Source organism: Streptomyces sp. NPDC030820 (assembly GCF_055572075.1).
In genome coordinates, this window is sequence record NZ_JBVIEB010000007.1 from 336,252 (window position 1) to 353,583 (window position 17,332).

The following is a 17,332-nucleotide window of genomic DNA, read 5'->3' on the forward strand; positions in this document are numbered from 1 at the left end:
GGTGGTGGGCGCCCTGCGCTTTGACCGGCCGGGTGGTCGGGGACGGCTGTGCTCAGGCCTGCCGGTGGTGGCGGTTGCTGTGGGTCAGACCGACCGGTGGTACGGGTCCGGTACCCGGACCTCGCCGCCCAGCTCGCGGGCCGCGTGTCGGGCCCAGGACGGGTTGCGCAGCAGCTCGCGGCCCAGCAGGACGGCGTCGGCCTCGCCGTTCGTCACGATCTTCTCGGCCTGCTCGGCCTCGGTGATCAGGCCCACGGCGGCGACGCGCAGCGGGGTCTCGGCCTTCACCCGCGCGGCGAACGGCACCTGGTAGCCGGGCCCGGTCGGAATGGTCACGCCGGAGGCGTTGCCGCCGGTGGAGACGTCGAGCAGGTCGACGCCGTGGGCGTGCAGGTCGTGGGCGAAGCGGACCGTGTCCTCCGTGGTCCAGCCGCCGTCCTCGAGCCAGTCGGTGGCCGAGATACGGAAGAACACCGGCTTGTCCTCGGGCCACACCGCCCGTACGGCGTCCACGACCTCGAGGGCGAACCGGGTGCGGTTCTCGTAGGAGCCGCCGTAGGCGTCGGTGCGGTGGTTGGAGTGCGGGGAGAGGAACTCGTTGATCAGATAGCCGTGGGCGCCGTGGATCTCGGCGATCTCGAAGCCGGCTGCGAGCGCCCGTCGAGCCGCTGCGGCGAACTCACCGACGATCTCCTGGATCTGGTCCGCCGTCAACTCGGTGGGCACGGGGTGGCGCTCGTCGAACGGCACCGCGCTCGGGGCGACCGGCTGCCAGCCGCGCGCCTCCGGTCCGAGCGGAGCGCCGCCCTTCCACGGCTGGTCGGTGGACGCCTTGCGGCCACCGTGCGCGAGCTGGACCCCCGGCACCGTGCCCTGGGCGGTGAGGAAGCGGGTGATCCGGCGGAAGGCCTCCACCTGTGTGTCGTTCCACAGGCCGAGGTCGTAGGGGGAGATCCGGCCCTCCGGCGAGACCGCGGTGGCCTCCACGACGATCAGGCCGGTGCCGCCCGTGGCGCGCGCCGCGTAGTGCGCGAAGTGCCAGTCGTGCGGGGCGCCCGCGAGCGGACCCTCCGGCTCGGCCGAGTACTGGCACATCGGCGGCATCCACACCCGGTTCGGGATGGTCACTTCGCGCAGGGTGATGCTCTCGAAGAGCGAGCTCACGACAGACTCCGTTCGTCACGGGACCGCTGGTCGCCTCGTACGATAATCCTCGTACTACGAGACATGTCAAACTACGGCGTCTCTCGTACAATGTTCACAGCCGAGGAGTTCCGCGACGAAGGGCAGCCGCCGTGACCGACACCGACACCGCCGGCCGCGCGCTGCCGCATCCGGAGCGGCAGGAGATCCGCCTGGAGGGCGTGCTGCACGCGCTCTCCGACCCGATGCGGCTGCAGATCGTGCGTGAACTAGCCGCCCGTGAAGTGGAGTTGACCTGCTCGCAGTTCGACCTGCCGGTGACCAAGTCCACCACCACGCACCACTTCCGGGTGCTGCGGGAGAGCGGGGTCATCCGGCAGGTCTACCGAGGTACGGCCAAGATGAACGGCCTGCGCCGGGACGATCTAGACGGACTCTTCCCGGGGCTGCTCGACAGCCTCCTCGCGGCCGCCGACCGGCAGGCCGGCCGGCTCGGCGACGGCGCCTGAACCCGCCTTCCCCGGAAGGTGGTTGAAAAGCAGGTTGAGGGCGATCGCGGACAGACAGCCCGCGCTGATCCCGCTGTTCATCACCGTCTGGAACCAGTCCGGGAACTTCGCGTAGACCGTCGGCACACCCACCGGCAGCATGCCGATCGCCACCGACACGGCCACGACGGTCAGATTGTGGTTGCCCTTGAAGTCCACCTCGGCCAGCGTCCGCAGCCCGCTCGCCGCGACCGTGCCGAACATGACGAGCCCCGCGCCGCCCAGCACCGGCGCCGGGATCGCCGCGACCACCGCGCCCAGCTTGGGCAGCAGACCGAGCAGCACCAGGATTCCGCCGGCCGCTGCCACCACCCAGCGGCTGCGCACCCGGGTCATCCCGACCAGGCCCACGTTCTGCGCGTACGCCGTGTACGGGAAGGTGTTGAACACTCCGCCCAGCACCGTCGACAGACCGTCCGCGCGCAGCCCGTCGGCGAGCGAGCGCGGCTCGACCTTCCGCCCGGTCAGCTCGCCCACCGCGATCAGGTCACCCGTCGTCTCGGTCATGGTCACCAGAGCGACCACCAGCATGGACACGATCGCGGACGCCTTGAACTGCGGCGCCCCGAAGTGGAACGGCGTGCTGATGCCCACCCAGTCGGCGCCGGAGACCCCGCTGAAGTCGGTGAACCCGAACGGCACCGCGACCGCCAGGCCCACCGCGATCCCGACCAGGACGGCGATCCGGCCGAGGGCGGGCGGCGCGAACCGCTGCACGGCCAGCACCACCGCCAGCACGAAGGCCGCCAGCGCCAGGTTCCTCGGCTCCCCGAAGTCCTTCGCACCGGCGCCGCCCGCCGCCCAGTTGCCCGCGACCGGCAGCAGCGATACCCCGATGATCAGGATCACCGTGCCGGTCACCAGCGGCGGGAAGAAGCGCAACAGCCTGCCGAAGACCGGCGCGAGCAGCATGATCGCCAGACCCGCGACGATCACCGAGCCGTAGATCGCGGGCAGTCCGCCGCCCGTCGTCCCGATGAGCACCATCGGCGACACCGCCGCGAACGTACAGCCCTGCATGATCGGCAGCCGGACGCCGAACCGCCAGAAACCGACGCACTGGATCAGCGTGGCGATTCCGCACACCAGCAGGTCGGCGGTGATCAGATACGCCAGGTCGGCGGGCGACAGCTTCATGGCGCCGCCCACGATCAGCGGCACGGCGACGGCACCCGCGTACATCGCGAGCACGTGCTGCAGCCCGAAGGCCGCCAACTGGCGCGCCGGTGGTATCTCGTCGACGGGATGGACGTCTGCGGTGGTGGCCATGGGGACTCCAGCAGTGAGCGGGTGGGGAGTGACATCCGAACAGGACGAGACCGTAAGCGCCTTGAACAGTTTGTTGATTTCCGGTCCGTTGCCGCTGTGTGTCATGCCCGCCCGGCCGCTGCGGAACCCCTGGCCACCGGGGGCTATGCCGACCGGGCCGCCGTGAGCAGCGCGTCCCAGTCGGCCAGCTTGACCACGCTCCGCCCGAGCCGCGCGCCCAGCTCGGCCTCGGCCCGCTCGATCGCCAGCCATCCCGCCCACGGCACCGGTTCGATGCCGGCCGCCCGCAGCGCAGGCACCGGATCCTCGGGCACCTGCCGGCGCAGCAGCGCCGGAGCGTCCGCGAGCAGGGAGGTCACCGTCTCCTTGGCGCAGGGCCGGTTGGTGCCGATGACACCCGTCGGACCGCGCTTGATCCATCCGGCGACGTACTCGCCGGGGGAGGGGGCACCCTCGCGTACGACCCGCCCCGCCGTGTTCGGCACCGTGCCGCTCGGCGTGTCGAACGGCAGCCCGTCCGGCGGCACTCCGCGATAGCCCACCGAGCGCAGCACCAACTGGGCGGGCAGGTCCACGAACCGGCCGGTGCCCGTCACCCCGCCCCGCCCGTCCGGCGCCGTCCGTTCGAAGCGCACGGCGCCCACCCGGCCGGCGTCCGCGAGCAGTTCCACGGGCCGCAGGTAGAAGCGCAGGTCGATGCGCCGGGCGCCCTCCGCCGAGGAGCCGGCGGCCCAGCCGCGGAGCACTTCCAGATTGCGGCGGGGTACGGCGGGCAGGGCGGCGGGGTCCGCCGGATCCAGCGTCAGATCGGCCGGATCGACGCGGACCGCGGTGCCGGGCAGCGCGCCCAGCTCGCGCAGCTCCTTGGTGGTGAAGCGGGCCTGCGACGGGCCGCGCCGACCCACCATGTGCACCTCGGTGATCCCGCTCGCCGTCAGCGTGTCCAGCGCCGCCTGTGGCATGTCCGTCGGGCGCAGTTCCGCGGCACCCCGGACCAGCATCCGCGTGACGTCCACCGCCACATTGCCCACGCCGATCACGACGGCCGACCGCACTCCGCGCAGAAAGCCCGTGTCGGCTGCGTCCGGATGGGCGCTGTACCAGGCCACGAAGTCGGTCGCCGACCAGCTGCCGGGCAGCTCCTCGCCCGGAATCCCGAGCCGGCGGTCGGCGGCGGCACCCACGCAGTACACCACGGCGTGGTACAGCTCCCGCAGCCGCTCCACCGACAGCTCCCCGGGGCCGCCGCCCACCCGGACCCCGCCGAGGAACCGCACCCGCTCGTGCTCCAGCACCGTCCTCAGGCTGCCCTGCAGGGACTTGATCTTCTCGTGGTCCGGGGCGACGCCGTACCGGACCAGGCCGTACGGGCACGGCAGCCGGTCCAGGACGTCCACGTACACCTCAGGGGCCTGCTGAACCAGGGTCTGGGCGGTGTAACACCCGCTCGGCCCCGAACCGACGACGGCGACACGCAGCACAGCGGTACTCCTCGGACGGCGGAGGTGACGAAGGAGGTGGTGTGCGGACGGCTCCAGCATGGCACCCACGGGTCCGCGACGGCAGGGGCCGGCGGGGTGACTACGAAGCGTGTCCGTTCGTCATGGATTGTGATCATGAGGTTACGTTGCGTGTGTGCGGGAAGCATCCTTTCTTGATCTTTCCGAGCGGGACCCGAAGGACGGTGTGGTGTCCGTGTGGCCCGCCTGGAAGGTGCGGGAGCCCGGCGAGGTCACGTCCTGGTTCCATGTGCGGCTGGCCTTTCCGGACGGTGCTCAGGTCGACGCCCTGGCCGTCGTGCGCGAGGGCTGCGTGTCGATCGAGGACGTCAGGGCCCAGCCGGCCCTGTCCCTCGCCGACCTCACGGTGCTAGCGGACTGGATCGAGGGGCCGCTGTTCGAGTCGTGCGGGGTGGAGCGTTCCTACGAGGGCGACGGCGGCGAGCATCCGGAGGAGCGGTGCGAACCGGAAGCCGACGACGAAGGGGCGGCCGGTGAGCAGGAGGTCGTCGAGCAGGAGGTCGTCGAGCAGGAGGTCGTCGAGCAGGAGGTCGTCGAGCAGGAGGTCGTCGAGCAGGAGGTCGTCGAGGACGAGGTCGGTGCAGAGGAGAGCGCGCTCGGTGTGGGGCCGCGGCGCGCCCGGCCGGTCTGGCCGCGCGGCATCGAGGGGCGTCGGCTGGTCGCACAGGAGTACCGTGCCGCACAGGAGGACGGCGGTGACCCGGTGCTCGCCGTGATGAGCGCGACCGGGCACAGCCGCCGCCGCTCCCTCAGGCTGATCGCCCAGGCACGGGACGCGGGATTCCTGACGCCCCGTCACGTACGCCGCGACTGAGGCCGCTTGCCGTCCTCACGGCTCACGCGTCCGTCACGACTGCTCGGCCGCTCCTCCGTCGCGAAGAACCGGGACAGGTCCTGCTCCCGTGCCTGCTTGCACTGCTCGCTCTCCGGCGGCACCCCGGACTCCCAGTCGAGCCCGTACCGCTGGAACAGTTCGGCCCGCAGCGCGGGGACGGGCATCGGTACTCCCGGCACCAGCGCCGCGTACACCGCGCCCATCAGCAGGGCGCGCAGCATCGGATAGTCGGCGGCGACGTCCTGGGAGCCGTACCGGGCGACGGTGTCGCTGAGCAGTTCCGACAGCCGGCGCTGCTCCGGGCACTGGACGAAGCCCTCCGCCTGCAGCAGCCCCGCCATGTGCTGCCGCATCAGCACCGGCCGGTCGCGGGCCAGGCCCAGGATCGCGTCGATGGCCCGGGCGAGGCGCTCCCGGCCGTCCTCGGTGTGCGGTTCCTGCTCCAGCGCCTCTTCCAGCGTGCGATGCATCAGCCGGTGCACGGCCGACTGCACCAGCTGGCGCTTGCCGGGGAAGTAGTACGACACCAGTCCGCGCGCCGAACCGGCACGGTCCGCGATGTCGCCCAGCGTGGTGGCCTCGAAGCCGTGCTCGTCGACCAGCTCCACGGCGGCCTGCAACAGCCGCTCCCGGGAACGCCGCCGCAACTCTTCATTGACCGAGGCGCTGCGCGGGGACATCCTGTAACTCCTGCGTTGACTGGCTGCCAGCCAACTATACTCACCGCAGTGGGTACCGCCATGGGCGGGCCCTGTCCAGGCTGCCGTCCGTCTGGGGCGACGCGGGGGATCGTCTCAGGCGGACGGCTTGGCAGTGAGCCCCTTTTTCCCGGCGTGCTCGAAGTGCCCGCAGTGTGCTGTCCGGCCCTGTCCGACCCGACGAGCGCAGCCTCCGCGCGGCGCTGTGCTGGGACCTGTCGCGGCAGCGCCGACCACGCAGGGTGGTGTTCTCCGGGGCCTCAGCCCACCAGATCCAGCACGGGCAGCAGCGCGTCGGGCCGGTCGGTCACCGGCAGGTGGTCGACGAAGTGCACCCGGCAGCCGAGCGCGGCCGCGCCACCGTCGGCCTCCTTGCTGTCGCCCACCATGACCACCCGCCGGGGATCGGCGTCCAGCGCCGCACAGGCGACCGAGAACAGCCGCGGGTCGGGCTTCTGCACGCCGTGCTCGTACGACAGGACGTACGTGTCCACATACCGGTCGAGGCCGTGCTCGCGGAACACCGGGCGCAGATCCCAGCCGATGTTGCTGACCACGCCCACGCCGATCCCGCGCTCGTGCAGCGTGCGCAGCACCTCGGGGGCGTCCGGGTACGCGGCCCAGGCGGCCGGCGTCTTGTGCCGTTCGTACAGCGCGTCGTGCAGCCCGGGGTCGGGCAGCGGCACCCGCCGGGACAGGCCCGTGTAGGCGGCCCGGTGCAGCTCCGCGCTCTCGTCCCGCACTGCCCAGACCTCGGCCAGGTCGGCCGGCAGCTCCAGCGGATTCGCTCCGCCCGGCAGCGCACCGGCCGTCTCCAAGGCCCGTGCGGCCGCCATCAGTTCGGGTTCGGACAGGGTGTGCCCGGTCTCGCTCAGCACCGCACGCAGCCAGGACTCGGTGGACTCGACGCGGAACAGCGTCCCGGAGAAGTCGAACAACACGGCAGTCATGTCCGTGACCCTATCCGGGCCGGTGCCCAGCGGTATGGACGTGACCGGGCCACGGCCACTCCTACACGATCACGGCCAGGGTCACCCCCGACGTCCCGAACAGCCGGCCGCCCAGCACGTCCGAGGGCCAGTGCACGCGCGACCCACGCCGAAGCGGTGCAGCAGCCACGGCAGCAGGCCGCACACCACGGTGGCCGTCATGGCGTGACCGAACGGGAAGGCCGCGTAACGGACGGAGTCGACGGGGGTCCGGCCACACCGGCCGAGGCCGGTCGACGGCCCCCTTCACCGACTGCTGCACCACCGCCGCCAGGGCCACGGTGACCGCCGGCCACAGCGCCGTCCACCAGGCTGCGTGCCGCGACACCAGCCACACCACGGCGGCCGCGCACACCAGGCGCAGCATCAGCGGGTCCCAGACCCCAGTCGGTCAGCACCCGCGGGAGAGGCCGCCGTCCCGACGGCGGCGGCGAGGAGGGCCGTGGCGCGGATGGGGCCGGGGCATGCCGCGATCCCTGTTGATCGGGAGGCGCGTGGCCACCATCCGGCCGGCCGCGCGGCGTACGGCGCCGACAGCCGACAGCCGACAGCCGACAGCCGACAGCCGACAGCCGACAGTTGTCGGTTGATCGGCGACAGTTGTCAGCCGAGCGCGCGCAGGCCCGGAATCAGGGTCACCAGTACCGGGATCACCGGCACCAGCGCCGCGACGGCCGTCAGACGCAGCCGGCGCAGTGCGGGGAGCCGGTCCGGTGGAGCGAGCAACCGGTGCACTCGCTGCGGCACATGGGCCTGCGGGGTCGGGCAGGGGCCGAACACGCCCCGTTCTTCGTTGAGTTCGACCAGCGCCAGCGCGGTCGTCAGCCGGCCGAAGCGCCGGGACGCCATGTCGTCCGCCGCCAGCTCGACCAGCCGGTGCATCTCGGCACGGAACGCCGCGAACACCGGCACCTGCGGAAACCCGCTGGCCAGCGCCGCCGAGCAGTGCAGCAGCCAATCGTGCCGGGCCTGTGCGTGGCCCTGCTCATGGGCGAGGAGCGCATCCAGTTGACGCTCTTTCAGACGGCGCAGCGCGGCCGTCGTGATGACCAGGCGGGGTGCCGTACCAGGCAGCCACCAGGCGTCGGGACGCTCGCCCTCCAGCACCACCAGCCGGCCGCCGGCGGGTTTCTCGCCCGGCAACAGCGGGGCGCGCACGAGGAGTTCGGACCGCCGGGTACGCCGCCGGGCCCGGGCCCGTACGACCTCGCGCACCAGCATCGCGAGGCTCCACAGGCCACCGGAGGCCAGCAGCAGGGCGGTGGGTGCCGCCCACGGGCCGGCCGTACCGAGGGCGTAGGCGTCCACGACCGCGCGCGGAGCCGGGGCGAACACATGGCTGCGCACCGCGTGCCAGGCCGCCGACGCGCTGAGCGTCATCGACAGCAGGCAGCACAGCAGGACGGCCGCGACCACGCACTGCCACACCCACAGGGCGAGGACCGGTTCGCGGTCCGCCCAGTCGGCCCGGGCGAGCAGCCCCGGGGCGACGACGGCGGTCAGGGCGCCGAGCAGCAGCAGGGTCACGGGGACCATCATGGTCAGCACCCTATGAGCGCGATCCCGCTCACCGGTACGCTCCGCGTCACCGAAGTGACGTAGACAACGCACCCCGCACGGACCCGGCTCACATGGCCAGCAGCATCGCCACCATGCCGATCCCCATCGACAGCCGGCAGGCCCGCGCCAGCTCCGGCCGGTCGCCCCAGCCGACCGGGCCGCCGCCGGCCCCGGCCACCGCGACGGCGGCCGGCACCAGACGGGCGCCGGCGAGCAGCACATAACCCGCGAAGTACAGCAGCAACAGGCTGGTCAGCAGCGGCACGCCCGAGCCGCCGTGCGCGTGATGGGCGCCGGGCGGAGCCGCGGCCATGACCACCGACATGTAGACCATCGCGGACGTGCCCACCAGGTGGTGCAGATGATGCGGGGCCGCGCGCGCGGCCCACAGCGCGCGCAGTGCCGCCGCGCCGAACACGGCCGCGTACACCGGCCACGCCCACCTCGGCGGCGAGAAGGCCGCCGCCGGTACGGCCATCACGGCCATGCCGAAGCCCATCAGAGCCTCGCCGCCCGCGGCGCTGCGCTGTTCCTCCACGCGGCTGCGCATCCGCAGCAGGCAGTAGGCCCCGGTCGCCGCACACAGGGCGACCAGCAACCACGCTGCCGGCACCGGTCCGTGCACGCGCACCTCCCCGATCGACGGTCGGTCGAGGGATGCGATGCCCACGCCGTGCGGAGCGCACGCGAGCGCAAGGATGTACACGAGGAGCGTTCGGCGGGGCACGGCAGGTGAGCGCGCCCTGGGGATTGTCGGACGACACCCGTGGCACCGCCGACGGCCACGTCCGGGCCCGGGCCGCGAGCGCCGCCGCGATCCACGCCGCCCGGCAGTCGCTGCTCGCCGCCGGCACCCGCCCCGACCGCACCCGGCGCGCCCTGGAACGGCTCCTCGTCCACGCCGAGGTCGCACTCGCCGCCCCCGCCGACACCGACCCCGCACGGCTGCGTGCCTGGGCCCGCGAGCTGCGCGGCGCCGGACGGATACCGCGCGTCGAGTCCCCGCGCGAGTCCGCCGGCGGACTCCTCGGCCTCGACGCCGAACCCGCCCTGGCGCGACGGCCGTTGCGGCATCGCCTGGCCCCCCTCGCCCCGATCGCCACGCGCACCGCGATCGGCTGCGCCCTCGCCGGTTACGCCTCCCTCGCGTTCGGCGTGGGGCGCCCCTACTGGGCCCTGGTCACGGCGGCCTCCCTGTACCAGGCCAACGTCACCCTCACCTGGAGCCGGGCCGTCCAGCGGGTCGTCGGCAACGCGCTCGGCGTCCTCGTGTTCGCCGTCGTCGCCCCGCTCGCTCATCTCCACCCGGTCGCGCTGGTGCTGTGCTGCCTCGCGTTCAACTTCGGCGCCGAGGCGCTGATCGCGCGCAACTACTGGCTCGGCACCGTCTGCGTGACCCCGATGGCCCTGCTCATCACCGAGTTCGCGCGCGCCCAGAACCCGGCCGAACTGATCACCGAGCGGGTCGCGGACACCCTGGTCGGCGCGCTGGTCGGCTTCGTCGCGGCCGTCGCCGTCACCAACCGGCGCGCGGGCGACCGCCTCGAACACGCGCTGACCGCGGCGGAGCGCGGAGAACGCCGCCCGGCTGCTGGCCGAGCCGCACCCGGCACCCCCGCGAAGACAAGGTAGGGCAAGCGCAGCGGCTCAGCCTTCCTCGTCGGCCTGGTGCACTCCGAACGCCGCGCCCTGCGGATCCCGCAACACCGCGATGCGCGGACCGTCGGGCACCGACACGGGCGCCACGACGACGGAGCCGCCCGCCCGCTGCGCGACCTCGGCCGTCGCGTCCACGTCGTCCACCGCGAAGTACGGCAGCCAGTGCGGCGGCACCTCGGGCGGGAACCGGTCGCCCATGTCGGCCATGCCGCCGAAGTCGTCCCCGCCGATGCCCCACTGCGTGTACCACTCCGAGGCGTTGACGCTCCAGCCGAACACCGTGGTGTAGAAGTCCCGGGCCCGCTCGGTCTCCCGGGTCGCCAGCTCCACCCAGCCGAGCGTGCCGGGCGCGTTGAACAGCCCGGCGCCGGGGAAGGACCGCGCCTGCCACAGCTGGAACGCCGCGCCGGTCGGGTCGAGGGCCACCGCGAACCGGCCCACGTCGAACACGTCCATCGGGCCCAGTACCACCGTCCCGCCGGCCTCCTCCACCCGCCGTACCGCCGTGTCCGCGTCGGTCACCGCGAAGGAGACGTTCCACGCCACCGGCTGGGACTCCTGGTACAGCGGGGTGAGCGCGGCGACCGCCGCGTCCCCCAGGTGCGCCACCGTGTACCCGCCGGCCTCCTGCCGCGGGTCGGTCTCCGGCCGCCAGCCGAACAACTCGGTGTAGAACCGCTTGGCCCCCTCCAGATCGCTGGTCCCGAGCTCGGTCCAGCACGGTCCGCCGGTCACCGGCTTGTCGAACTTCATGGGGGTTCCTTCCGGCCGGGGCGGGCCTGCCGCGCCCACAGGCGCTCTTCCGGCACGCTAACCCCGGCCCCCCGCCCCGGCCATCCGGGACGTCCCTGCGGGCGGCGAAATGGCTTGCTCGGGCGGAGCGGGGTGCGCGAGGGTTCCGGCCATGGAAACCGAGGACACCACGGCACCCTCGCTGGCCGAGGAGATCGCCGCGTACTACGGACGCGACCAGGAGGACGCCCGACTGCGCACCGGCGCCGGACGGCTGGAGTTCTGGCGCACCCAGGACGTCCTGCGCAGGCTCCTGCCGCCCGCTCCGGCACGGATCCTCGACGTGGGCGGCGGCAGCGGTGTCCACGCGGAGTGGCTCGCCGCCGACGGCCACGACGTGGAACTCCTCGACCCGGTACCCCTGCATGTCGAGCGCGCGGCCCGGCTGCCCGGCGTCCGGGCACGCCACGGCGACGCCCGGGCCCTGGAGGCGCCGGACGCGTCCGTGGACGTCGCGCTGCTCCTCGGCCCGCTCTACCACCTGCCCGAGCGCCCGGACCGGGTGCGGGCGCTCGCCGAGGCGCGCCGGGTGGTGCGGCCCGGAGGTCTCGTGGTCGCCGCCACGATCAACCGTTTCGCGGGGCTGCACGACACACTCGCCAAGGGCGTGTACTTCGACGCCGACCGGCGCCCGCACATCGAGGCGGCCGCCGAGGACGGGTGGCTGCGTCCGGGCCGCGGGCCCAAGGCGCTGTTCACCACGGCCTACTTCCACGCGCCGGAGGACGTCCCCGCCGAGTTCGCGGACGCCGGCCTCACACCGCACGCTCAGTACGGCCTCGAAGGCGCCGCCTGGCTGATGGGCGATGTCGCCTCCTGGCTCGACGATCCGGAGCGCCGGGCGCTGGTCCTGGCGGCGTTGCGGCAGACGGAGTCCGTGCCCTCACTGCTCGGTGTCAGCGGCCACCTGCTCACTGCCGGCAACCGCCCTGAGGATGTGTCCGGACTCTAGATCCCCGGCCGATAGCGCATCGGATGGTCCTCCGGGACCTCCACCACTGCGATGCGGATGCCGTCCGGGTCGGCGATCCACATCTCGACCAGGCCCCACGGCTCCTTCACCGGCGGCCGGACGATGTCGACGCCGTTGGCCTTCAGCTCCTCGTGCGCGGCCGTGACGTCGTCGACCTGGAGCCACAGCCGGACGGCGGGCGACTGCGGCGCCTCGGACCTCCCGGAGACCTCCAGGAAGCCGCCGCCGAGGAAGTAGACCGTCCCCCGCTCGGGGCCCGTACCGAACTCGCGGTAGACGGACAGCCCCAGCTGCTCGCCGTAGAAGGTCCGGGAGCGCTCGGGGTCGGAGGGGGTGAGCAGGGTCCGGCTGCTGAGTACGTGCACCATGCAGGCGCAGCCTAGTGGCAGGGTTACCCTCGACCCTGGCTCAGCCACGCCCGAGAATCGGAGATGCGCTCCATGGAAACCCCCGCCGCCGGCCCCACCTTCCGCGACGCCACCGACGCCGACGTCGACGCGCTCGTCGCGCTGATCGAGTCGGCCTACCGCGGGGACTCCAGCCGGGCCGGGTGGACCACCGAGGCGGACATCCTTCAGGGGCAGCGGACGGATCCCGAGGGCGTGCTGGAGGTCATCAAGTCGCCCGAGAGCAGGCTGCTGACCGTGGAGCAGGACGGCCGGATCATCGCCTGCTGTCAGCTGGAACACCGTGGCGATCACGCCTACTTCGGCATGTTCGCGGTCAGCCCCACCCTGCAGGGCGCGGGTCTCGGCAAGACGGTCATGGCGGAGGCCGAACGTCAGGTCCGTGAGATCTGGGGCGTCACGGAGATGCACATGACGGTGATCTCCGTCCGGGACGACCTGATCGCCTGGTACGAGCGCCGGGGCTACCGCCGTACGGGAAAGATGTCGCCCTTCCCGTACGGCGACGAGCGCTTCGGCATTCCGCAGCGCGACGATCTGCAGTTCGAGCTGCTGGTGAAGAAGCTCGGGTGACCGTCAGGCCGTGAACCGCCCCGTGCGCTTGATCTGCGGGTAGTCGGTCGTCGCGCCGTCCAGCTCCAGGGCGCGCACCAACCGCAGATGATCCTGGGTGTTGACGACCCAGCCGATGATCCGCAGTCCTGACTTGCGCGCGTGCTCGACGATCTCCAGGGTGAGCCGTCGGATGTTGAGGCAGACGGTCGCCGCGCCCACGGCGACGGCGCGCTCCACGATGTCTGTGGTGTAGCGGCTCCCGATCAGTGCCGTGCGCACGCCCGGCACCAGGCGGGCGATCTCGGCGACCGCGTCGTCGTGGAAGGAGGACACCTCCACCCGCCCGACCAGATCGCGATCGTGCATCACCGCCGCAAGCGCCCGGGCCGCAGCCACGTCCTTGATCTCGGCCTGCAGCGGCGTGCGCACCGCGTCCAGGACCTCCTCGAACACCGGTACCCGCTCCCCGCGGCCCGCGTCCAGGGAGCGCAGCTCGGCCAGGGTCTTGTCGGCGATCGGCCCGGTGCCGTCGGTCGTACGGTCCACCTCTGCGTCGTGCATGACGACCAGGGCGCCGTCCTTGCTCAGGTGCAGATCGAGTTCGATCAGATCGAGGCCGGCGTCCTGCGCGGCGACGAAGGAACGAAGGGTGTTCTCGGGTTCGACACCCATGACCCCGCGGTGACCGATGGTAAGGAAGTTCAAGGTTCGACTCCGTTCCGTCGACGGCGGCTCGGCACGCGCGGAACGGGCGGACTCCGTCGTCCGCGCGGGCAGAGTCGCAGCCTAACGGCCGGGCCCCGCGATGAACCCGCACGTGCATGGGGCATACGGGTGCGTGGCGGCCGTCGACTGGCCGGTACACGCCCCCGCCGTCACTCTGCCGTGGGCGAGTTCCCGCCCCTTCGGCGACCGATCGCTGTCGCGCCGGAAGCGGGGTGCTCGACGGAAGTGAGCGCCGTCACGGTTTACGGCAGGAAAAATGTCGGTGACCAAGGGGCTGCGCAGAAAAATTTCCCGGGCTGCCTCTTGCTGGCTGAAACCGGGTATGCATACGGTGTCCCTACTTGAGCTTCTCCCGTGGAGGATGGGACATGACGGAAATTCTTGTGCAGGCGGGTACGGAGGGACGCATTCCTTCGTCGACCAGGGTGGTTGAACACCCGGCCTGGCCCGTGCTCAAGGATGCCGTGGAGCAGATCCGGCCGTGGCAGTCGAAGGACGGATCCATCGACTTCGGGGCTGAGGGCGCCCCGGCCAGGGCGGACGTCGAGGCCGTCCTACGGCGTGTCGTCGACGCGGTCGAACAGCTGTCCCCGCTGCTCCCGCACGACGAGGCCTACCACCAGGCGCTGGTGAAGGATCTGCACCGGTGGGCCGAGGGCGGCTTCCAGGTGCCGGACTTCCTGGACTCCCTGCTGGCCTTCCAGCCCGCCGCGAACCGTGCGGACGGCCTGCAGCACCTGGTCGTCTTCCCGATGTACACCCAGAACGGCAACCTGGACCGCAACCTGGAGGCGGTCGTGCTGCGCATGGTCTGGCCCGACTGGCTGGCCGAGCTGGAGCGCACCCGCTACGACAACCCGCTGTTCTGTGGCATCACCTTCGAGGACTTCACGTCCGGCTACGACACGAACTCGGCCGTCCTCTTCCCGGAGACCATCGCCGTCCGCGAGGCGCCGGAACGTTTCTCTTGGGGTGGCATCTTCTGTGACCGCGAGGCCGCCCGCTTCCGCCGGGTGACCGAGGCCGCCGTCGGCATCCTCGGCCTGGAGCTGCCCGAGGACATCGCCGCGATGGTCCACGACCAGAAGCGCTGCGAAGAGGCCTTCGTGCTCTGGGACATGGTCCACGACCGCACCCACAGCCACGGCGATCTGCCGTTCGACCCGTTCATGATCAAGCAGCGTCAGCCGTTCTGGATGTACGGCCTGGAGGAGCTGCGCTGCGACCTCACCGCCTTCAAGGAGGCCGTGAAGCTGCAGGCGGACGGCGTCCCGCAGGCCCGTGACGTGCAGTACGCGGTGCTCTTCGACCGGATGTTCCGCTTCCCGGTCACCGGCGACCGCGTCCGCAACTACGACGGCCTCGGCGGCCAGCTGCTCTTCGCCTACCTGCACAAGCACGACGTCGTCCGCTGGACCGACAACAAGCTCTCCATCGACTGGGAGCGCGCCCCGCAGGTCACCAACCAGCTGTGCGCCGAGATCGAGAAGCTCTACAAGGACGGCATCGACCGCCCGAAGCTGGTGCACTGGTTCGCCGGCTACGAGCTGGTCGCCACCTACCTCGCCCCGCACCCCGGCTCCAAGTGGGCCAAGGGCCCGGACGCGCTGGACCTGACCCAGCCGCCGCGCAAGCTCGTGGACGACGTGCTTCCGGACGAGTTTCCGCTGAGCATGTTCTACGAGGCCCTGTCCAAGAAGCTGAAGAATGTGATCGCTTCCACCAAGGGCATCACGGCGGACAGCGCCGAGCGGATCGCCGCGTGAGCGACCGCGTCAACGAGAACACTGCTTCAGAGGGGAAGAACGTGGCGAACAACGGGTCTCTCAGCGGTGCGGTGATCGCGGTGGCCGGCGCGGGCGGACCGGCCGGACACGCGGCCCTGGTCCGGCTCGCCGAGGCCGGCGCGGTCGTCGTCGGCGCCGACAACAACCCCGAGCGCCTGGCGGAGGCCGTGGACGCGGCCCGCTACGCGCGCGGCGGTGCCACGGTGACCGGCGAGACGGTCGACCTGCTCGACCTTGACTCGACCCGTGCCTGGGCCGGCCGCATCGAGAAGGAGCACGGCAGGATCGACGGCCTGGTCCACCTGGTCGGCGGCTGGCGCGGCAGCGCGACCTTCGCGGAGACGAGCCTCGCGGACTGGGACCTGCTGGAGAAGCTGCTGATCCGTACGGTGCAGCACACCTCCCTGGCCTTCTACGAGGGCCTGCAGCGCAGCGACCGCGGCCGGTACCTGCTGATCAGCGCGGCCGGTGCGTCGAAGCCCACCGCGGGCAACGCGGCGTACTCCGCGGCCAAGGCCGCCGCCGAGGCGTGGACGCTGGCCATGGCCGACGGCTTCCGCAAGGCGGGGGGCGAGGCCGGTCCGCAGGCGGCTGCTGCCATCCTGGTGGTGAAGGCGCTGGTGCACGACGCGATGCGCGCCGAACGCCCCAACGCGAAGTTCGCGGGCTTCACGGACGTCAAGGACCTCGCCGAGGCCATCGAGGGCGTCTGGAGCAAGCCCGCCGCGGAAGTGAACGGAAACCGTCTGTGGCTGACCGAGAAGCCGTGAACCCTCCCAGGACCGACGCGCGTCGTCATCACGACCCCGAGGTCCGCGGTTTCGCCAGTGACAACTACGCCGGGGCCCACCCCGAGGTGCTGGCCGCCCTGGCCCTCGCCAACGGCGGCCACCAGGTGGCCTACGGCGAGGACGAGTACACCGAGAACCTCCAGCGGATCATCCGCAGCCACTTCGGGGCCACCGCGGAGGCCTTCCCGGTGTTCAACGGCACCGGCGCGAACGTGGTCGCGCTCCAGGCGGTCACCGACCGCTGGGGCGCGGTGATCTGCGCCGAGAGCGCCCACATCAACGTGGACGAGGGCGGCGCGCCCGAGCGCATGGGCGGCCTGAAGCTGCTCACCGTCCCCACGCCGGACGGCAAGCTCACACCCGAGCTGATCGACCGGCAGGCCTGGGGCTGGGAGGACGAGCACCGTGCCATGCCGCAGGTCGTGTCGATCACCCAGAGCACGGAGCTCGGCACCCTCTACACGCCGGCCGAGATCCGCGCGATCTGCGAGCACGCCCATGCGCACGGCATGAAGGTGCACCTGGACGGCTCGCGGATCGCCAACGCGGCCGCCTCGCTGAACGTGCCCATGCGGACCTTCACGAGCGCGGTCGGGGTCGACATCCTCTCGCTGGGCGGGACCAAGAACGGCGCCGTCCTCGGCGAGGCCGTCGTGGTCCTCAACCAGGACGCGGTGCGGCGGATGAAGCACCTGCGGAAGATGTCGATGCAGCTGGCCTCCAAGATGCGTTTCGTGTCGGTGCAGCTGGAGGCGCTGCTGGCGAAGGACCTGTGGCTGCGCAACGCCCGGCACGCCAACGAGATGGCCCAGCGGCTCGCCGAGGGCGTGCGCGCGGTGCACGGCGTGGAGATCCTCTACCCGGTGCAGGCCAACGGCGTCTTCGCACGGCTCCCGCACGACGTGTCCGAGCGCTTGCAGAAGCGCTTCCGTTTCTACTTCTGGGACGAGGCCGCCGGAGTGGTGCGCTGGATGTGCTCCTTCGACACCACCGAGGAGGACGTCGACACCTTCGTGGCCGCGCTCAAGGAGGAGATGGCGCGCTAGTCCTCAGTCATGCATAGGTATGCGGTCGCTCGAA

The 17,332-nt window shown here is 71.9% G+C and carries 17 protein-coding genes and 2 pseudogenes; 8 read left to right on the forward strand and 11 right to left on the reverse strand.

The genetic code is table 11. The features are described 5' to 3' along the window. Window positions 1-84 precede the first annotated feature (84 nt). Window positions 85-1,164, reverse strand: coding sequence for an NADH:flavin oxidoreductase/NADH oxidase (locus tag ACZ418_RS21535; RefSeq protein WP_468365113.1), 1,080 nt, complete (start codon window positions 1,162-1,164; stop codon window positions 85-87). 131 nt (window positions 1,165-1,295) lie between these two features. Here ACZ418_RS21535 and ACZ418_RS21540 point away from each other — a divergent pair, with 131 nt between their 5' ends. Next, window positions 1,296-1,652: an ArsR/SmtB family transcription factor gene (locus ACZ418_RS21540; RefSeq protein WP_468365116.1), complete on the forward strand. Its 357-nt coding sequence runs from the start codon at window positions 1,296-1,298 to the stop codon at window positions 1,650-1,652. Here ACZ418_RS21540 and ACZ418_RS21545 read toward each other — a convergent pair. Both ACZ418_RS21545 and ACZ418_RS21550 read right to left on the reverse strand, forming a co-directional pair. Continuing rightward, complete coding sequence (locus tag ACZ418_RS21545; protein ID WP_468365119.1) at window positions 1,569-2,960, reverse strand: nucleobase:cation symporter-2 family protein; 1,392 nt, start codon at window positions 2,958-2,960, stop codon at window positions 1,569-1,571. The two genes, ACZ418_RS21540 and ACZ418_RS21545, sit on opposite strands and share 84 nt — an antisense overlap. 143 nt (window positions 2,961-3,103) lie before the next feature. After that, window positions 3,104-4,441 (reverse strand): FAD-dependent oxidoreductase, encoded by a 1,338-nt coding sequence (locus ACZ418_RS21550; RefSeq protein ID WP_468365122.1) that lies wholly within the window; start codon window positions 4,439-4,441, stop codon window positions 3,104-3,106. A gap of 232 nt (window positions 4,442-4,673) precedes the next feature. On the opposite strand from ACZ418_RS21550, the gene ACZ418_RS21555 reads away from it, so the two are divergent. Further along, window positions 4,674-5,294, forward strand: a complete 621-nt coding sequence (locus tag ACZ418_RS21555) for a DUF6214 family protein (RefSeq protein WP_468365505.1) — start codon at window positions 4,674-4,676, stop codon at window positions 5,292-5,294. On the opposite strand, the gene ACZ418_RS21560 is transcribed toward ACZ418_RS21555, so the two are convergent. The 5 genes and pseudogenes from ACZ418_RS21560 to ACZ418_RS21580 form a co-directional block, all read right to left on the reverse strand. Beyond that, complete coding sequence (locus ACZ418_RS21560; RefSeq protein WP_468365124.1) at window positions 5,276-5,995, reverse strand: TetR/AcrR family transcriptional regulator; 720 nt, start codon at window positions 5,993-5,995, stop codon at window positions 5,276-5,278. The two genes, ACZ418_RS21555 and ACZ418_RS21560, sit on opposite strands and share 19 nt — an antisense overlap. 278 nt (window positions 5,996-6,273) lie before the next feature. Then, window positions 6,274-6,963, reverse strand: coding sequence for an HAD family hydrolase (locus ACZ418_RS21565; RefSeq protein ID WP_468365126.1), 690 nt, complete (start codon window positions 6,961-6,963; stop codon window positions 6,274-6,276). Between the two features lie 61 nt (window positions 6,964-7,024). After that, a pseudogene (locus ACZ418_RS21570) lies at window positions 7,025-7,403 on the reverse strand (phosphatase PAP2 family protein); the annotation flags it as partial. Window positions 7,404-7,605: 202 nt separating this feature from the next. Next, window positions 7,606-8,541, reverse strand: coding sequence for a M56 family metallopeptidase (locus ACZ418_RS21575; RefSeq protein WP_468365129.1), 936 nt, complete (start codon window positions 8,539-8,541; stop codon window positions 7,606-7,608). 88 nt (window positions 8,542-8,629) lie between these two features. Beyond that, the gene (locus ACZ418_RS21580; protein ID WP_468365132.1) at window positions 8,630-9,187 is read right to left on the reverse strand and encodes a DUF5134 domain-containing protein; all 558 of its coding nucleotides are present in this window, start codon (window positions 9,185-9,187) and stop codon (window positions 8,630-8,632) included. Window positions 9,188-9,249: 62 nt separating this feature from the next. On the opposite strand from ACZ418_RS21580, the pseudogene ACZ418_RS21585 reads away from it, so the two are divergent. Then, window positions 9,250-10,177 (forward strand): annotated as a pseudogene (locus ACZ418_RS21585) (FUSC family protein); the annotation flags it as partial. Between the two features lie 32 nt (window positions 10,178-10,209). Here the strand turns inward: ACZ418_RS21585 and ACZ418_RS21590 are convergent. Further along, window positions 10,210-10,974 carry a VOC family protein gene (locus ACZ418_RS21590; protein ID WP_468365135.1) on the reverse strand — a complete coding sequence of 255 codons (765 nt, stop codon included), beginning with the start codon at window positions 10,972-10,974 and terminating at the stop codon, window positions 10,210-10,212. 151 nt (window positions 10,975-11,125) lie between these two features. On the opposite strand from ACZ418_RS21590, the gene ACZ418_RS21595 reads away from it, so the two are divergent. Beyond that, a complete protein-coding gene (locus ACZ418_RS21595) occupies window positions 11,126-11,965 on the forward strand; it encodes a class I SAM-dependent methyltransferase (RefSeq protein ID WP_468365138.1) in 840 nt (279 codons plus the stop codon). Here ACZ418_RS21595 and ACZ418_RS21600 read toward each other — a convergent pair. Then, window positions 11,962-12,354 (reverse strand): VOC family protein, encoded by a 393-nt coding sequence (locus ACZ418_RS21600; protein ID WP_468365141.1) that lies wholly within the window; start codon window positions 12,352-12,354, stop codon window positions 11,962-11,964. The two genes, ACZ418_RS21595 and ACZ418_RS21600, sit on opposite strands and share 4 nt — an antisense overlap. Before the next feature lie 72 nt (window positions 12,355-12,426). Between ACZ418_RS21600 and ACZ418_RS21605 the strand changes: the two genes are divergently transcribed. Continuing rightward, complete coding sequence (locus ACZ418_RS21605) at window positions 12,427-12,966, forward strand: GNAT family N-acetyltransferase (RefSeq protein WP_468365144.1); 540 nt, start codon at window positions 12,427-12,429, stop codon at window positions 12,964-12,966. A 3-nt stretch (window positions 12,967-12,969) separates the two neighbouring features. On the opposite strand, the gene ACZ418_RS21610 is transcribed toward ACZ418_RS21605, so the two are convergent. Then, window positions 12,970-13,653, reverse strand: coding sequence for a glycerophosphodiester phosphodiesterase (locus tag ACZ418_RS21610; protein ID WP_468365146.1), 684 nt, complete (start codon window positions 13,651-13,653; stop codon window positions 12,970-12,972). Between the two features lie 389 nt (window positions 13,654-14,042). Here ACZ418_RS21610 and ACZ418_RS21615 point away from each other — a divergent pair, with 389 nt between their 5' ends. From ACZ418_RS21615 to ACZ418_RS21625, 3 genes are read left to right on the forward strand one after another with little or no spacing between them, the layout of a single operon-like run. After that, complete coding sequence (locus tag ACZ418_RS21615; RefSeq protein ID WP_468365149.1) at window positions 14,043-15,440, forward strand: DUF6421 family protein; 1,398 nt, start codon at window positions 14,043-14,045, stop codon at window positions 15,438-15,440. After that, window positions 15,437-16,231 carry an SDR family NAD(P)-dependent oxidoreductase gene (locus ACZ418_RS21620; protein WP_468365152.1) on the forward strand — a complete coding sequence of 265 codons (795 nt, stop codon included), beginning with the start codon at window positions 15,437-15,439 and terminating at the stop codon, window positions 16,229-16,231. Before ACZ418_RS21615 ends, ACZ418_RS21620 begins: the two co-directional genes overlap by 4 nt. Beyond that, on the forward strand, window positions 16,228-17,298 hold the full coding sequence (locus ACZ418_RS21625; RefSeq protein ID WP_468365154.1) for a threonine aldolase family protein: 1,071 nt from the start codon (window positions 16,228-16,230) through the stop codon (window positions 17,296-17,298). The genes ACZ418_RS21620 and ACZ418_RS21625 overlap by 4 nt, the downstream gene beginning before the upstream one ends. Window positions 17,299-17,332: the final 34 nt, after the last annotated feature.

Bases quoted from the DNA above. Each gene is read 5' to 3' on its own strand.
- ACZ418_RS21545 (WP_468365119.1), bottom strand. From the start codon at position 2,960: ATGGCCACCACCGCAGACGTCCATCCCGTCGACGAGATACCACCGGCG.
- ACZ418_RS21560 (WP_468365124.1), bottom strand. From the start codon at position 5,995: ATGTCCCCGCGCAGCGCCTCGGTCAATGAAGAGTTGCGGCGGCGTTCC.
- ACZ418_RS21565 (WP_468365126.1), bottom strand. From the start codon at position 6,963: ATGACTGCCGTGTTGTTCGACTTCTCCGGGACGCTGTTCCGCGTCGAG.
- ACZ418_RS21575 (WP_468365129.1), bottom strand. From the start codon at position 8,541: ATGATGGTCCCCGTGACCCTGCTGCTGCTCGGCGCCCTGACCGCCGTC.
- ACZ418_RS21590 (WP_468365135.1), bottom strand. From the start codon at position 10,974: ATGAAGTTCGACAAGCCGGTGACCGGCGGACCGTGCTGGACCGAGCTC.
- ACZ418_RS21595 (WP_468365138.1), top strand. From the start codon at position 11,126: ATGGAAACCGAGGACACCACGGCACCCTCGCTGGCCGAGGAGATCGCC.
- ACZ418_RS21600 (WP_468365141.1), bottom strand. From the start codon at position 12,354: ATGGTGCACGTACTCAGCAGCCGGACCCTGCTCACCCCCTCCGACCCC.
- ACZ418_RS21605 (WP_468365144.1), top strand. From the start codon at position 12,427: ATGGAAACCCCCGCCGCCGGCCCCACCTTCCGCGACGCCACCGACGCC.
- ACZ418_RS21615 (WP_468365149.1), top strand. From the start codon at position 14,043: ATGACGGAAATTCTTGTGCAGGCGGGTACGGAGGGACGCATTCCTTCG.